At 43.3% G+C, this 14,970-nt stretch carries 15 protein-coding genes; 4 read left to right on the top strand and 11 right to left on the bottom strand.

Annotation, left to right across the window (positions count from 1 at the left end; all coding sequences use genetic code 11):
• Positions 1 to 317: 317 nt before the first annotated feature.
• The 8 genes from QZ938_RS00765 to QZ938_RS00730 all read right to left on the bottom strand — a co-directional run bounded on the left by QZ938_RS00765 (position 318) and on the right by QZ938_RS00730 (position 8,176).
• Entirely contained in the window at positions 318 to 1,586 is a 1,269-nt protein-coding gene (locus QZ938_RS00765; RefSeq protein ID WP_293143996.1) for a WcaI family glycosyltransferase, read from the bottom strand.
• Positions 1,587 to 1,746: 160 nt separating this feature from the next.
• A complete protein-coding gene (locus tag QZ938_RS00760; protein ID WP_293143993.1) occupies positions 1,747 to 2,184 on the bottom strand; it encodes an ATP-binding protein in 438 nt (145 codons plus the stop codon).
• Between the two features lie 93 nt (positions 2,185 to 2,277).
• Complete coding sequence (locus QZ938_RS00755; RefSeq protein WP_293183251.1) at positions 2,278 to 2,478, bottom strand: hypothetical protein; 201 nt, start codon at positions 2,476 to 2,478, stop codon at positions 2,278 to 2,280.
• A gap of 253 nt (positions 2,479 to 2,731) precedes the next feature.
• The gene (locus tag QZ938_RS00750; RefSeq protein ID WP_293346610.1) at positions 2,732 to 3,730 is read right to left on the bottom strand and encodes a sugar transferase; all 999 of its coding nucleotides are present in this window, start codon (positions 3,728 to 3,730) and stop codon (positions 2,732 to 2,734) included.
• Positions 3,731 to 4,164: 434 nt separating this feature from the next.
• A complete protein-coding gene (locus QZ938_RS00745) occupies positions 4,165 to 4,833 on the bottom strand; it encodes a DUF3318 domain-containing protein (protein WP_293143955.1) in 669 nt (222 codons plus the stop codon).
• A gap of 184 nt (positions 4,834 to 5,017) precedes the next feature.
• A complete protein-coding gene (locus QZ938_RS00740; protein WP_293346613.1) occupies positions 5,018 to 6,646 on the bottom strand; it encodes a DUF2079 domain-containing protein in 1,629 nt (542 codons plus the stop codon).
• Positions 6,647 to 6,651: 5 nt separating this feature from the next.
• The gene (locus QZ938_RS00735; RefSeq protein WP_293346616.1) at positions 6,652 to 7,449 is read right to left on the bottom strand and encodes a polysaccharide deacetylase family protein; all 798 of its coding nucleotides are present in this window, start codon (positions 7,447 to 7,449) and stop codon (positions 6,652 to 6,654) included.
• Entirely contained in the window at positions 7,442 to 8,176 is a 735-nt protein-coding gene (locus QZ938_RS00730; protein WP_293346619.1) for a glycosyltransferase, read from the bottom strand. Before QZ938_RS00730 ends, QZ938_RS00735 begins: the two co-directional genes overlap by 8 nt.
• A gap of 480 nt (positions 8,177 to 8,656) precedes the next feature.
• Between QZ938_RS00730 and QZ938_RS00725 the strand changes: the two genes are divergently transcribed.
• Positions 8,657 to 9,538 carry a polysaccharide deacetylase family protein gene (locus QZ938_RS00725; protein ID WP_293346622.1) on the top strand — a complete coding sequence of 294 codons (882 nt, stop codon included), beginning with the start codon at positions 8,657 to 8,659 and terminating at the stop codon, positions 9,536 to 9,538.
• A gap of 142 nt (positions 9,539 to 9,680) precedes the next feature.
• Positions 9,681 to 11,168 carry a DUF5009 domain-containing protein gene (locus tag QZ938_RS00720; protein WP_293346625.1) on the top strand — a complete coding sequence of 496 codons (1,488 nt, stop codon included), beginning with the start codon at positions 9,681 to 9,683 and terminating at the stop codon, positions 11,166 to 11,168.
• Between the two features lie 129 nt (positions 11,169 to 11,297).
• Here QZ938_RS00720 and QZ938_RS00715 read toward each other — a convergent pair whose 3' ends face one another.
• Genes QZ938_RS00715 through QZ938_RS00705 form a run of 3 tightly spaced genes read right to left on the bottom strand, consistent with a single transcriptional unit; the run spans position 11,298 to position 13,127 of the window.
• Positions 11,298 to 11,798 (bottom strand): retropepsin-like aspartic protease, encoded by a 501-nt coding sequence (locus QZ938_RS00715; RefSeq protein ID WP_293346628.1) that lies wholly within the window; start codon positions 11,796 to 11,798, stop codon positions 11,298 to 11,300.
• The gene (locus QZ938_RS00710; RefSeq protein WP_293346630.1) at positions 11,795 to 12,013 is read right to left on the bottom strand and encodes a DUF5678 domain-containing protein; all 219 of its coding nucleotides are present in this window, start codon (positions 12,011 to 12,013) and stop codon (positions 11,795 to 11,797) included. Before QZ938_RS00710 ends, QZ938_RS00715 begins: the two co-directional genes overlap by 4 nt.
• 55 nt (positions 12,014 to 12,068) lie before the next feature.
• Positions 12,069 to 13,127 carry a hypothetical protein gene (locus tag QZ938_RS00705; protein ID WP_293346633.1) on the bottom strand — a complete coding sequence of 353 codons (1,059 nt, stop codon included), beginning with the start codon at positions 13,125 to 13,127 and terminating at the stop codon, positions 12,069 to 12,071.
• 194 nt (positions 13,128 to 13,321) lie between these two features.
• On the opposite strand from QZ938_RS00705, the gene QZ938_RS00700 reads away from it, so the two are divergent.
• Both QZ938_RS00700 and QZ938_RS00695 read left to right on the top strand, forming a co-directional pair.
• On the top strand, positions 13,322 to 14,371 hold the full coding sequence (locus tag QZ938_RS00700; protein ID WP_293346636.1) for a ParA family protein: 1,050 nt from the start codon (positions 13,322 to 13,324) through the stop codon (positions 14,369 to 14,371).
• A complete protein-coding gene (locus QZ938_RS00695; protein ID WP_293346639.1) occupies positions 14,355 to 14,960 on the top strand; it encodes a HEPN domain-containing protein in 606 nt (201 codons plus the stop codon). Before QZ938_RS00700 ends, QZ938_RS00695 begins: the two co-directional genes overlap by 17 nt.
• Positions 14,961 to 14,970: the final 10 nt, after the last annotated feature.

Genomic DNA, 14,970 nt, shown 5'->3' with positions numbered 1-14,970 from the left:
ATTATACTAGATATTTCAAGCTTGAGCGACAAAATATTTAGAAAGAAAGAAAGAAAGAAAGAAAGAAAGAAAGAAAGAACACTCTTGACTGAAGTCCCTCGTGCCACTTCCCTAGGAAGGACTGAAGTCTCGCTCGTTTCCCGCATCCCGTATTAATTTGATGATTTTTTTCTCATCAAACTGTAGCAATTTCTGTCAAAGCTCTTTTGCTATGATTCGGTGAAAGTTGCACAGCAATAACATAGATAGCTGAACCGAGGAATAGACAGTATAACTCTTAAGAGTTGTTTTCACAGCTCGCAAACCTAATTATCCGCTCATTTCGGCAAAGGCTCTAAGATTTTCTCAGCATGACTTGCCGCCACCGCCGCAAATAAAGCCTCATAATGATTCAAAGCTTCCTCAAATCCGTAATTCTCCACAGCATACTTTCTACCTTGCTCGCCCAACGCATCCACCCGATCGCGATTTAAGAACAAATCCTCCACAGCATCAGCCAAAGCCTGCGGATCTTCCGGCGCTACCACCACCCCGCCACCGCTTTGCTGCACTGCTTTATGCGCCGTACCCGTTTCGGGAACCGACGCCAAAATTGCCCGGCCGCTCGCCAGCAGCACTTGAATTTTTGAAGGCATATTAAAGTTAGTTACCCGGCGCTTTTGTACGACTAAACTAACATCCGCAGCAGCTAACATTTCGGGCAATTTTTCTCGCGGTTCAAACGACAGTAACATTACATTAGTAGCTTTGTAAGTTTCGCAATCTTTTTGCAAGCGCGTCAGTGCTGTTGATTCCCCCACAATTACAAAAGCTATTTCGGGTATGTGCTTCAAACGGGCTGCTGCTTTGACAACTGTTTGTAAGCCTTGGGTAAGGGCAATATTTCCAGCATAAAGAACCACAAATTTGCCATTTAGTTTGTGGGTTGCGCGAAAGGGGTTATTTTCTTTTGGTAAAGGGCGGATAAAATTGACATCAACCCAATTCGGAACGCAAACTATTTTTTCCGGGGGTACTCCCTGAGAGTGCAATTTGCTGACAAAACCGCTGTCGATAACGCTGACTTGGCTAGCTGTGCTGTAAGCCAATTTTTCTAAAGCGTCAGCAATGCGAACTAGCATTCCATTTTTTTTCACTAAGCCGACGCGCACGGCTGCTTCTGAGACGATATCTTGAACGTTCAGGACGATCGGGATATCGCGAATCCAGCCGTAAAAGGCCACTGGGACACAAATCGGTAAAGGTGGCATTGTTGAGAAAATCACGTCCGGACACCAGCCTCTGAAGGCTTGAACGGCGCTGGATACGACAAAACTACCGTCTAGCAAAAGTCGGTCTAGCAGGCTGGGGTGAGGGCCGTTGACGCGCAGGTAGCTGCGCTGAATAGTGACGCCGTTGTGTTCTTCGGTGAGGTAGAATTTGCCCCGATATTGCGGATAAATCCGGCGCTGGGGATAGTTCGGCATTCCGGTGACGACTCGGACTTGGTGTCCGCGCTTGACTAGGCCTTGGGCTAGTTCTGTCATCAAGGGGGCAATGCCGATCGGCTCTGGATAGTAGTTATAGGAATAAATTAGAATACGCATAATATTTAGTTTGAAGCAAATAGTCCTGCCGCGACTAACTCGATCGTCCACCCGGTGAATTGCAGAGGATGCGATCGGGTGTCAGGGGCATCTCAGGGGCGGCGCCCGCCAGGGCCGACGATCGCCAGAAGCCGCCCAGGCTCAGGCGGGCATCGCGCCCTCAGATAAGGTTTTTCCGCATTACCAGGCAGTTGGAGCGATCGTCGGTACGGATATAGTGCAGCTCGTCGGTGAGCTTGTACATAAACACCAGTCCCCTTTCTCCTTCTCTATCCAAGGGATCGCGCTGCTCTTGCAGGATCGAGCGCAGCTTTGATTCCAGATTGAAGGGTTGACCCTTGTCCCAAATCCTAATTTCTAAGTAGTCTGCAAACACTTTTACGTCAATGTCGATCGGCGTCTCGGGGGGCAAGTTCTGGTGAGCATGGCGGACAGCATTTGTAAACCCTTCATTAACAATCAGGCTGCACTGCCACCACAAGTCCTGTGGTATCAGCGGCAGAACAATATTCTCCAACCATTCCGAAACTTGTGTCAGAGCGTTCAGGTCTGTTGTAACCTGAAGGTCAAACTCGGCAATTGGTTGCTCGTCTTTCATTTTTCTTCTCCCTGGTCGCCCCCCACCACCGCTGTAGTCAGCGCAGGTTGGAGAGGAAAAGGAGGGCAAGGTCTTGGCAACATATTAGTTTAGTCAAGCTTGAATTGAAGAAGCCCGTTTTGCCTCAAGGTGAGCATTCCTTTCGCACCATTTACTCGATCGCGAAAATGAGAGACTTCCGATACTGTAACCCGCTTCGGTAGGACGTTTAAATCGGAAAATTTCCCGACTCAGCAGCTTGCGATGAGTTATTTCAGCTTCGACCGTGTTAGCAGTCGGTACTTTTCTCAACACACCTGAGTTCTTGTCGTCCTCGAAAACCCTGCTGGAGTCATTCGAGTACGACCTCGAACTCGCCAATTGCTAATTAATGCTCCGATCGCAGAGCTGGCAAATAGATGCACACTTTCTGGGCGTGTGAATTTTAACACTTAATCCTAACGTAAGTATCGCGATCGATCGCCTGCTTGACTAAGTATCAAGTTCGAGTTCCGGCTGTCGAGGAATTAACAGCAACTAAAAGTTCAGCAATCGGTTGTTGACCGCTCTACATAGCGCCACTATTTTTGTTAAACAGCACAGTTATCGTTTTAACAATTAGTTTCAGGTCATACATCAGGCTCCAGTCTTGTTGGTATTTTAAATCTAAACGGATGACATCTTCAAAATCGCGGACTTTAGAGCGACCGTTGACTTGCCATTCGCCTGTCATTCCAGGTTTGACATCCAAACGCTGCCACTGAGGGACTTCGTAGCGCTCTACTTCGTCTGGAGTAGGCGGTCTGGTGCCGACTAGACTCATTTCGCCTTTGAGCACGTTCCAAAACTGTGGCAGTTCGTCGAGACTCGTTTTCCGCAAGATGCGCCCGACTTTGGTAATCCGCGGGTCGTTGTCATTTTTGAAAAATGCGCCAGAAGCTTGGTTTTTAATTTCGGCTTTCATGGCTTCGGCATTAGTACACATCGATCGAAATTTCCAAATCCGAAATCTTCTGCCCATCCAGCCGCAGCGGGTTTGTGCAAACAATATCGGGCCCGGATCGTTAATCATGATGGCTGCCGCTATGGGTACAAACAAAATTCCTGTAATTATCAAACCGACGATTGCCCCAACAACATCTATCACCCGTTTCACCAACGACTGCACCGAGGGGTGCGTCATCGGTAGCTGATTGTCGGAGGGGTCTGTCTTTGCAGGAGTTGAGTTTGCAGAAGGCTGCTCGATTGTCAGCACTTGATCTAGGCTGGTGAGAGCAAATACTGCCATTACCTGCGGCTTCAGGTTCCGGAGTACCAAGTCGCTGCCGCGCTGTCTGGCAAATTTCAAATTGCTGACTAAAGCACCGATCCCGCTACTGTCAATGAATGTAGTCTGACTGAAGTCTAGGACAATTTTGCTGGGAACGGTGTTTTCAGAGAAAAGTTGCTGGCAGGTTGTCTTGAAGTTTACGGCTTCAAGTACGCTCAAGCGCACGGGTATGTGAACCGAGGGAATCTCGTCCAAGTATGTAACCCGAAAATCTGTCTCTGGGGTTTGGCTGACCATGAAGTCCTAGTTTCAAATTTCAAGCTGATGTCTTTAGCCTATTGTGTCCTAGCTGCTCCACCTTTACCAAATATTGTTCCGATCTAAAGCCCAGCTTTATACAAACTTTACAAAAGCGCCCGAAAATGTGGCCGCCGAGCATCCCGGTATCCCAGACAAAGTTCAACAGTTGACCGCTTGAGGGTTGACCGCTTGATGGTTTGAGAGCAACCTCTATTCTTAAGTCCGACGATTCGAGTAATGAATAGTCTGTTGACAGTTAAGGAATGAGAATTAAATAAATTACAATTTTATGCTTCTTGTGGGATGGGCGTCCCGCCCGTCTTTTCATGACGGGCGGGACGCCCATCCCACTTTCAAGAGTGTAAATTATTTAATTTGCGCTCCGCTCCTAAGTTGAAAACCCCGCACCAAAAGTCTGAGGAGTGAGTAAGTCAAGAATTGTAGACGTTTTCTGACTGGGAGGTTTCGCGGCTGATGGGTTGGACTTTGGCTTTGGCTTTGGCTGCGTTGCGTTTCAGGGCCTGGAGACGAGCTTCGTATTTAGCCCGTTGAGTTTTTTTGGAGGTTTGCTCGATTAAGGTTTTTAAGGCGCTACCGAGGCTTTTATAAGCGTTTGGCAGAGTGTAGCCGAAGCGAGTGGCGAGGGTGAGAGCTTTTTCGTCAGCGTCTATTGCTTCTTTTAAGCTTTTATCTCCGTTATTTTTTTGGTAAAGTCTCCAGCCAGAGACGCCGCACAGGGCTAGGGCCAATACCAGTAGCAAGCCATCTTGCACCCAAAGTTCGCCGACGGCGCCGCCTAAACCGATCGCCAGAGCCGCCATTTCCCAACCGTCTCTGGGGATGGTGTCGTTTTGGATGCGGGCGACTTCATGCCAAAATAGGAGGTTGCGCTGATCCATTGCTAGCTGTTCCCAGCGGATCAGGTCTATCTGTATTTCTACCTGGTCTTTGCCTATCTCTTCGCTACGGATTAGGGTGGGATTAACTTCTATTGTTTTTTCTACTGTTACCCAACTTTGGAGTTCTGGGGGCAGTATATTTTTCAAGCGCCGGATCTCACTCATCTCGGCTCTTGCTGTAGAGGTTGCATAGGATGTCATAGCTCCGGCCTATTGATTTTCCAAAGGTTAATATGTGTCTATATTCTGGAGTATAGCAAACCTTGAATCCAAATATAGCCGAGCTGCGGGGGTCGATCGACCTTTTGGCAATTTTATTTGATTTTAGTCGTTGTGGGCGATCGCGTTGTGGGCGATCGCGTTGTGGGCGATCGATTTCTTCCGACTATTTCATCAACGGTTGAATTTCCTGCCGCAATTTCGACCAAGCCGCCAAAACTTCCGGCTTAGAAGTAATCCCTTTTTGAACCAAAACCACCCCGTCCAATACTTCAGCAATTCCGTACAAGCCATTCCGCAGAGCTGCATCGGTAAAACGCACTCCCCCCCGAACTCTACCTCGGTCAACCTCAGCTTTCAAATTATTTTGCTTCAACTGCCACAAATCTAACAGCGCATAATCGACATCGACCACTTTTCCCTCTTCATCTTTCATCTGCATCACCTCTAAACGAATCAGATTTCGGCGACCAGAAAGGTGAGAAACTATATAACCGCTAGTAGAAACACTAGCATCTTGGGGAATCAAACTCAAGACTTTTTTGACATTAGCTGCATGGCCCAGTTGAGCAGGCAAAGATTGATAAACCCAAGGTTGGAAAGAATAAGGAGAAATAGAATACAAAGCTTTACTCGGATTAGAAGTGTAGGTAAGTACGATCGACAAACCAATACATCCAATCCAGAAGCGATGGAACCTTGGTTTAAATTTACCTTGATTTTGCGACCACCACAGGATTGTACCATAAAACAACCCCGGAACGATCGCAAATGTGTAGCGGGTGTTGATAGAAGTAGCCGACTTATTAACAACTTGCAGCAACAGAACCAGCAAAGGAAAAATAGTCATCAACCAGGCACTAGGAGCAATCGCAGGCACAAATCCTAGCGGCAACCAATGACCGAAAATATATAAAATCCGCCTGCTTGCATCCTTGAAAAATACTTCAATAATTATCTGAGGTTGAGTGATAATTGCCCACAACAGTTCTAGTGTTGACGGATTCTCTGTTTTGACAAATTTACTAAAGTAACTTGCTATGTACAAGCGGGAATTGTCAACCGAAAACCTCGGCATAATTGTATTAGTTATAAACACCACATAGCTAAAACTCAGCGCGCACAAAGCCATGCCAGCACGAGGGTAGCGACGGCTGACAATTAAATACGATCCGATGCCAAACAAGCTAATTCCAGCATCTTCGCGAGTACCTAATGTTAACACTGCGAACAGCCAAAACAGCCACCAGCGCTGCTTTTCTAAAGCTAGGAGCAAACTAAACATAAATAGAGGAATCTGGCAGTGTTCGTAAAAATTTCCCAGCGTCGGGCCGATGACACCATTTGCTCCGTAATAGCTAGCAACTATCATTACTGACATCGGAACAGATAGATAGTGTCTTGCTAAGAAATACAGCACTATTCCGGCGGCAGCAATTAAAGCTACTTGCAGAACAATCAGGGTGACAGGAGATGGAAACAAAGCATAAATCGGCAGCCAAATCAGAAAATCGATGACAAAGTGTTGCCCTAAATGGATGTAAGATGGGTATGACAGTTGTCGGTCTATCAGCGAGGCGCTAGAGGCGGCTGATGACATTGAACTTTGAAAAAATCGCCCGTGTACGCTGTTCCAAAATACTTGGTTAAAGAGACCGTGATCGTAGGTGGATAAAAAGCTTTCGTAACGGATGATACTAAAAGTTAAAACTATTATAAAAAATATAGTTGCTAGGATTGTAGCTTGACGCAATCCTGTTTGACTGTTCCAGGAATCAATAGGTTTAAATTTCATAGTTTTTACTGAACCCGATATTTTTTCTGAGATTGACTGAAGTTGTGTTTGAATTCGGAAATAGAAATAAATTTACCTTGAGTTTTCAGAATTTCCAGGTATTTTTCAAGTTTGTCAACCATTTTGTCGCCTGAGTCTTTTTTGACGTAACCGGGTAATTTAAACTCGGAAATATCTGTGAATTCCCACGGGTGAAAGTAGATATTGAGATACGAATCTGTTTCTAGCGTTAGCTTGGTGGCTAATTGTATCATTGACAGAGGAAAGTTTTTAAAACTCAACCAAAATAACGGAAATCGGATCAGAGGAGTCACTGACATGGGAAGATTCAGTAATTGATTCGTATAATATGCCGTTCTGGGTTTAGAGAGATTGTTGTATCTGCCGGGGATATAGGTGGGATTCATGGATGAGTTGTATTCGTACCCTGCTTTTTCTATTTCTATATCGTCAACTGGCTGAAGTCTTGCCATTCTGAATCCGGTGACTTGAGTATTGGTTATTTGTTCTAGGGTTAGCTTAGATTTTTGCAAATCTTCGACGCAAAATTGAGAGTGGTAAAAGCCGTGGGAGGCGATTTCGTGATGTTTTGAGAGTTCCTTGATTGTGTCTCGGTGGTGGAGTGCAAAGTTGGCTGTCACAAAAAATGTGGCTTTAATCTCTAATCTGTCAAGAAGTGCTATAATATTTGACAATCCTCGGCTAGATATTTCAAATTTTATTTCCTCTTCCAGGTGTTGACCGTATTCTTCGGGGATGTCAAATTCTTCTAGATCGAAACTCAACAATATTGATTTATTCATAGTAGCCTGCGCGGTCGTTGGATCTAATCTTAAACAAGCAGCTCAGCATTTTTAGGGAATCTTTCAATATATTGACTTGAGAAAGTTTGTAGAGATGTTCTTGTGAAACTCTGGCTGGTATCTCACCAATTGTATATCCTTTCTTTTTGGCTAAGAAAAGCAGTTCTGCATCAAAGGAAAACCCGGTAAGTGTTTGTCTTTTAAATATTTGTTTGGCTGGTATTTTCTTGAAGCCTTTGAGTCCAGCTTGCATATCTTTATATTTTAAATTGAGGATAACTCGGGAAATAAAGTTAAATATTTTGCCGGCTATTTTTCTAAGTAAGGTAAGATTTCGGAAGTTTTCTCGATCGAGATTGCGGCAACCAATTACGACATCAAATTTTTCTAATTTTTCTACTAAGGGTTCGAGATGTTCGAGGGAGTATGCTAAGTCGCCATCCATGAAGCAAATGCAGTCTGCGTCTGCATCTGCATCTTCGCATCCTTTTTTGACGGCATACCCTTTACCTTGACGGTTGCTGTAAGAAATTAGTTTGATGTGATGTGTGGGGAAATCTTTGAGTTTATTGTCTATAATTTCTAGGGTATTGTCGGTGGAGCCGTCATTAACAATGATAAAATTGTAAGCATGATTTTTTTGAGTGAATTCTAAAATTCTGTCAAAGGTTTGCTCTATGCAATTTGCTTCGTTGTAAACAGGCAGAATTACTGCGATTTTCATCATGATTGTTCGATCGGGCTTTCGCAGAAGTATGCTACCACCTCGGGCAAGAAATCACAAGTACAGGACATCAGGTTTCAACAGTTGACAGTTGACAGTTGACAGTTGACAGTTGATCCAAGAGAGCGACCTCTACCTAAAAGGAAGAGGGATGGAGTAATGAATAGTCCGATTTTAATTTCTCCCTCAAGGGGTTGGGGCTTTCAACCAATTCTTTGTGTGTAAAAAAGTTAGCCAAAAATAAATCTTGTCAAGTTTTAAGGGGGGGGTTGCGGGAAAAGTACGATCGCCATAAATTGTATCATGCTAGACTTGGCCTAGCTCATCTTTAGGGGCGACACGGGCGATCGACAATCTAGACACTCCCAACATCTAAACTGGAAAAACCGTCATACTACCGCCTGAACTATATACCTTATGAGGTTGTAATTGTCAATGATAAATTATTTAGTTAACAAATGGCCCGAGTATTTTAAACCCGGTATGACGCCCCGAAAAAAACGTATTATTAGATTTTTACTAGCATTCCTCCTAACTTTCATCACCTATCAAGCAATCTTAGAAATTATCACAGTAGAAATTCCGATATTCGGCTTTCACGATATAGTAGATTTGCGGAATCCCCAGGAAATACCGCCGCAGCGGCGAGACTTTCCCGGCGACTACAGCCAGCAAAACTTGGAACCATTTTTAGATGACTTAGTTAGGCAGAACTATTGGTTTTTGTCAACCCAAGAGATGTACGAGCATTTCATCGCCAATCCCAAAAAGCCGGTGCCGAGTGAATATCGCGATCGCAAAAAAGTTATGATTACCTTTGACGATGGCAACAAAAGCATTTATACGCACTTACTCCCCATTTTACAAAGACTCGAAAATAAATACAGCAGAAAAACTAAAGTAGTTGTATTTGTCAACTCCGGCTTCTTAGGTCGTCAAGACTCACTCATAAAAAAGGTAACTTGTCAAGACTTAAGAGACGGAATGCAAAAAGGTTTTTATGATATTCAATCCCACGGACTGAACCACGAAAATCTTACAAAAATTTCTATGACAGCATTAGACAGAGAACTATCTCAAGACCAAATTAGACTCAGAAAATGCACCAAAGACTTAGATCCAAATCAAATAGTTGCGTCTCACATAGCCTACCCCTTTGGCGCCGTCAACAAACAAGTTGATCGATACCTCATCAAATACTTCTCATCAGGATACTTGTACGACAGTCTCAAATTAAAATTGCGGTTTTTCCCACCCAATAAATACCGAATTTCGAGATTAACAGTCAACAAAAAACACTCCGCAGAAAGACTCAGCAGACTAGCTTCAGGAAGCTGGCTGCACAAACTAATTGGCAAAAAATAAGCTATAGCCTTTCTGAGCAAAGATGAAGTACGTTGTTGGGCTTCAGCCCTCTTAGTTTCAGCCGTTATATAAGCTATCAGCCATACCTCATCTTTGTGAGAAAGGCTATATACAGCTTTTACAGTTATTCAATGAAGAATTGGTGAGTGCATTGGAACACGCAAGATTGGAATCACAAAATAGCATCGAAAACCAAAAACCCTTAGCAATTGCTGCCGTTTCCCAACGCGCCGACGCCCTTGATGCGCTGCGCGGACTAGCAGTATTAGCAATGGTTTTATCAGGTACAATAGCCCGCAAAACCTTACCAGCGTGGATGTATCACGCCCAATTACCACCACCAGACCATATTTTTAATAATAAGCTACCAGGATTAACCTGGGTTGATTTAGTTTTCCCCTTCTTTTTGTTTGCAATGGGCGCCGCAATACCGCTAGCTTTGTCGCGACGCATCGCCAAGGGACAGGATACCAAAAAAGTGATTTTTTCTATTTTGCAAAGAGGCTTTTTGTTAGCGTCATTTGCGATATTTCTCCAGCACATTCGCCCGACTACAATTAACCCAAACGAACCCAGCCCGCAAAAGTGGTGGCTGGCTTTGTGCGGTTTTTTTCTATTATTTTTAATGTACGTTCGCTGGCCACAAAAATGGTCAACTTGGCTGTGGCGAGGGATGACAGTTGTTGGTTGGAGTGCGGGGATTAGCTTCATCTCTCATATCAAATATCCTGAGGGTAGGGGAATTTCTTTTGAACGCAACGATATTATCTTGATGGTACTGGCAAATGTCGCGGTTTTTGGTTCTATAATTTGGCTGTTTACTCGTTCAAATGTGTGGTTGCGAGTCGGATTTTTGGGTTTGCTATTGGCGGCGCGGATGTCTTCTAATGCTGACGGTTGGATTAAGTCTGTTTGGCTGTACTCTCCTGCACCTTGGCTGTTTCAATTTGATTATTTAAAGTATTTGTTTGTAGTGATTCCTGGTACGATTGTTGGAGATTTGCTTGCAAGGTGGATAGAGTATCGTTCGCCGGAAGAGGCAAGTTATGCTAGCTGGAAAAGTTGGCGCTATTTTAGCATTATGATTTTGATGTTGGCTGTCAATTTAGTTTTGTTAGTTGGACTGCAAGCTAGATTGGTGTGGCAGGTTTCATTAGTGACGGTGGTACTGTGTTTGTGCGGTTTGTTTTTGTTGAGGAAGCCACGGAATGTCACGGAAAATGTATTGAACCGCCTTTACAAATGGGGTTTTTATTGGCTGGTTCTGGGTTTGCTGTTTGAGCCTTATGAAGGCGGAATTAAGAAAGATTCGGCGACGATGAGTTACTTTTTTGTAACGACTGGAATGGCGATTTTTATGTTAATTGGGTTGACGATAATTATCGATGTGTTTCAGAAGAGATGGTTTTTGCAGTTGTTTATTGATAACGGGGTGAATCCGATGATTGGGTATGCAGGATTTGCCAATATTATCTGGCCGATTCTGGTATTAAATGAATGGGAACCGATGATTATTGAGATGACTTCCACCGATCCGTTTATGGTTTTTTTGAGGGGCTTTGGATATACAGCGGTTTTAGCGTTAATTGTGGTGGCGTTTACGAGGTTAAAACTATTTTTGAGGACGTGATATAACGGCCATCAGAAAGATAAGGTATGTTGTTGGGCTTCAGCCCTTCTTAGTTTAGTGCTTGTATAAGCTATCATTTATACCTCATCTTTTTGAGAAAGGCTATATAATTAAAGGCCGAGAGCATCTTCACGTTTGGTAATACCATTTCTCTAAAATCGTGCAACAATCTTTGACCCCCCCTAACCCCCCCTTGCTAAGGGGGGGGGACAAGAGTATTGTTGTATTCTTTTTTAAAATTGGTATAAATATAATTTCCTCATCAGCTTGCCGAAATTCAATATTAAACTTATCAAACACAACTTCTCGCCCTAAAAGCATGACATCTGCTGTATTATTTTGTATCCAAGCAGTAGGAACCATCAAATTATATCCGTCAATTGTCATTTCAATCTGTCGCAAAACATACTCAACTGTTCCTCCAATTGTTTGACATATTGATATGTGTTCTCCATCCGCTAAGGCATATCCCAAATCTTGACCTGCTTTCAATGAAATTATACTAAAATCTGCTCCTGAATCGACGATCATGGTAGCATTCATTATTACCTCTTTATGCTTGAGATTTACTTGATAGGTAGGCGACCATTCATGGGTGCTGACAGTGCGGAAATAAATCGGTAAAATCACAATAGAGGCTGTAAATCAGAAACTAAGTAAATAGAAAAAATCTCTCCTGATGCTTCAGCTAACTGTAAAATTTCGCGCAAGTTTTCACTGTTTGCGATAATACCGTTAGCATTGTAAGCAATATATTGATGGGCATACTGTTGCAAGTGCTGGCGATTCCGGTTTAGCCATTTCAGCATGGCACGGCTTTCGTTTTTAGCAGAAGTTGTATTCATAGATGATGCTATGATTGGCTAGAGGGATTTGCTGGCAAACCTAGGGAGTTACCGCTTATGAAAGTGACTTAAGAATGCCGCTTTCTAACTGATAAATTGCTGCCATGATTCCGGTTTCAGGATGTGTGAGCAGGGATTTTTTTACATCTTTCAAGTATTCTACAATGTGTTCGCGCAAAATTGGTCTTTCTACTGTGACTGTATGATTGTAATCCCACAAATCCCAGATAATAATCCCGATGCCGACAATCGGGTCGATTAAACCTACTCCAAGCTGACTGGCAACTGTACCGCCTGTTTTTGTTGCTACTTTGGCGGCGGCTTTGCTGGCAACTTTTGCTGTAACTTTGCTGCCGACTTTGGTTGCCACTCCCAATATTAATGGTTTAGCGATTAAGTAACCGCTGCCGCCAACTAATGCTTTTAAGGATAAATTTGAGATGCTTCCTTTGTCGCTAATTGTGGTGGCAATATCGTTCAGATATTTGTCCCACTGTACTTGTGGGATGTTATAGTTGTTTTGAACTACTTTGACATTTTTGCTGACTTCGGCTATGTACAAGTTAGCAGTATCTTGAGTGATTAATTGAAATTTCAATTGAGCGTTTTTAGGAACCAGCACGCGGTTAGCAAATTCTCTTTGGAAGTCTTCGGTTAATTTTTCGGAAACCGCACGAGATGCTGCGCTCATGTCAAATCGGTTGAGTACGGCTGATTTGACGAAGTTGAAAGGGACTGTAAACTCCATCTTTTTTTGATTGAAGTAATCGAAGTACCAATCGAGGAAGCTATTGTCTACTCGTGCTATTACTTCGGTTTCCCATTTGTCCAATTCTTTTGATGCGAAAGTCTCGGCTGTTGTATGGGCTGTTTGGATGGCGTTTTTAATGTCTTGGTTGACTTTGCTGAAGTCGTGGGGCGGGGAGACTACAACGGTTGTGGTTGCAGTATTTGTGAGCGACTGGGAGATGAGAAAGTTGCCTAGTAGGGGAATGATGACTACTAGAATTACAACTGTCCAAATCATCGGTGTCACGGTTTTGATAAACTGAGCGATGACTCTGAGGCGTTCTGTTTTCTCTGAATAGCTGATTTTTTCCTTATCTTGACTCATGGCGGTTTCTCAATTGATGAGAGTGTGGGGCTAGTTTAGATTATAGGCGGCGTTTTGTGCGATCGTGTTACGGGGGTGTGGGCTGCGATTCTGGAAGGCTTGGGGCAAAAGTGCGCCTTTTCATCCCTGACTCTATAATAGTCATAAGCTTAGTTATAAGGCTCACGTACTGACTTCCCAAAAGTATAAAAAATATGGTTCAGAAAATAGCTCTATTTAATCACAAGGCTGGCATTGGCAAAACAACCACTACATTCAACCTGGGATGGATGTTAGCCACAAAAGGTAAAAAAGTAATTTTAGTGGATGCCGATCCGCAATGTGACCTGACAGGGATGGTTCTGGGGTCTTCAACTAGGGAAGAGCTAGAGGAAGTATATAAAAAAGAACAGAATATTAAATCAGGCTTAGCACCTGCGTTTGAATCAAGGCCTAAGCTAATTGAGGCTGTAGATTGTTTGCCAGTAGAAGGGTGCGATGGTTTGTTGTTGTTGCCCGGTCATGTGGGATTTGGTGAATATGAGGTAACATTAGGCATTGCACAAGAGCTAAGCGGTTCAATTCAAACACTGCAAAACTTACCTGGTTCAATTTCATATCTTTTGCAAAAAACAGCAGATAAATTTGAGGCTGATTATATTTTGATTGATATGAGTCCAATTTTAAGCTCAATCAATCAGAATCTAATGATGACCAGTGATTTTTTTATACTTCCTACCAGTGCAGACTTCTTTTCAGTAATGGCGATCGATTCTTTGGCAAAAATTTTGCCAAAATGGTATGCTTGGGCTCAGAAAGCTTCAGAAATGAGGATTTTGAAAGATGCCGACTATCCATTTCCCAAAGTTACACCGCGCTTGCTTGGGACTGTAATTCAAAACTATCGAATAATACGTCAAGAACCCGCCGCTGATTTTCAGAAGTGGATAGATGGAATTGAAGAAGCTGTTTCTAGTAGATTAGTACCATCTTTGCGAAAAAATAATATGCTACTAAGTAATCAGATGTACAATTCTCAAGGAATTGGGAGTGATTTATGCCTTGCAAAAATTTCTAACTTTAACAGCTTGATTGCTAAGTATCAAGATCATCAAACACCAGTTTTTGCTCTCACCCCAAAGCAAATAGAGGAGTTTGGTATAGTTTGGGAAAATACTTTAGGATCGCAAGAAGAGTTTAAAAAAGTTTTTTCCGCACTGGCGGACAGAGTTATTGAGTTAACGAGCCATGCAGTCAGCAATTGATCTATTTCGCATCAGTATTGCTCGCGTTCGGGATCTGATTGCTGTGCATAATTCTTTAAAAGCTCAAGCTAGCAGTGTTCTGGATCTTTCAGATATGCTGAGAGCTTCACTTGTTCTAGCGGTTAGCGCTTTGGATTACTATATTCACGAAGTTGTCAGGATAGGAATGTTAGAAATCCATCGCGGGCAACGTCCTGAACCGCCAGCATTTTCGGGGTTTCAAATTTCACTGGGTAGCGCTCGTGCAGGTATAAACGCAGGACAGAATATTGATTCCTGGTTAGAAGATGAAATTCGCCAACGCCACAGCTACAAAAGTTTTCAGCAGCCAAATGCTATAGCTGATGCTGTCCGGCTGATTTGCGATAAAAAGTTGTGGGAAGAAGTCTCTAGTAACATGGGTAGCCCTGCTAAAGATATAAAACAACAACTAAGTCGGATTGTCGATCGCAGAAATAAGATAGCACACGAAGCAGATATAGATCCTTCATACCCAATAGGCGATCGCTGGCCTATTGATGAACTATTAGTTAATGAAGCGGTTGATTTTCTTGAGCAAGTTGTTGAGAGCATACACAAGATTTTGTAACCCGCGACTA

Origin of the sequence: Microcoleus sp. CAWBG27 (assembly GCF_020883145.1) — a bacterium.
Classification (GTDB): domain Bacteria; phylum Cyanobacteriota; class Cyanobacteriia; order Cyanobacteriales; family Microcoleaceae; genus Microcoleus.
Note: the sequence above shows the minus strand (reverse complement) of the source record. Positions and strands in the feature narration are given on the sequence as shown.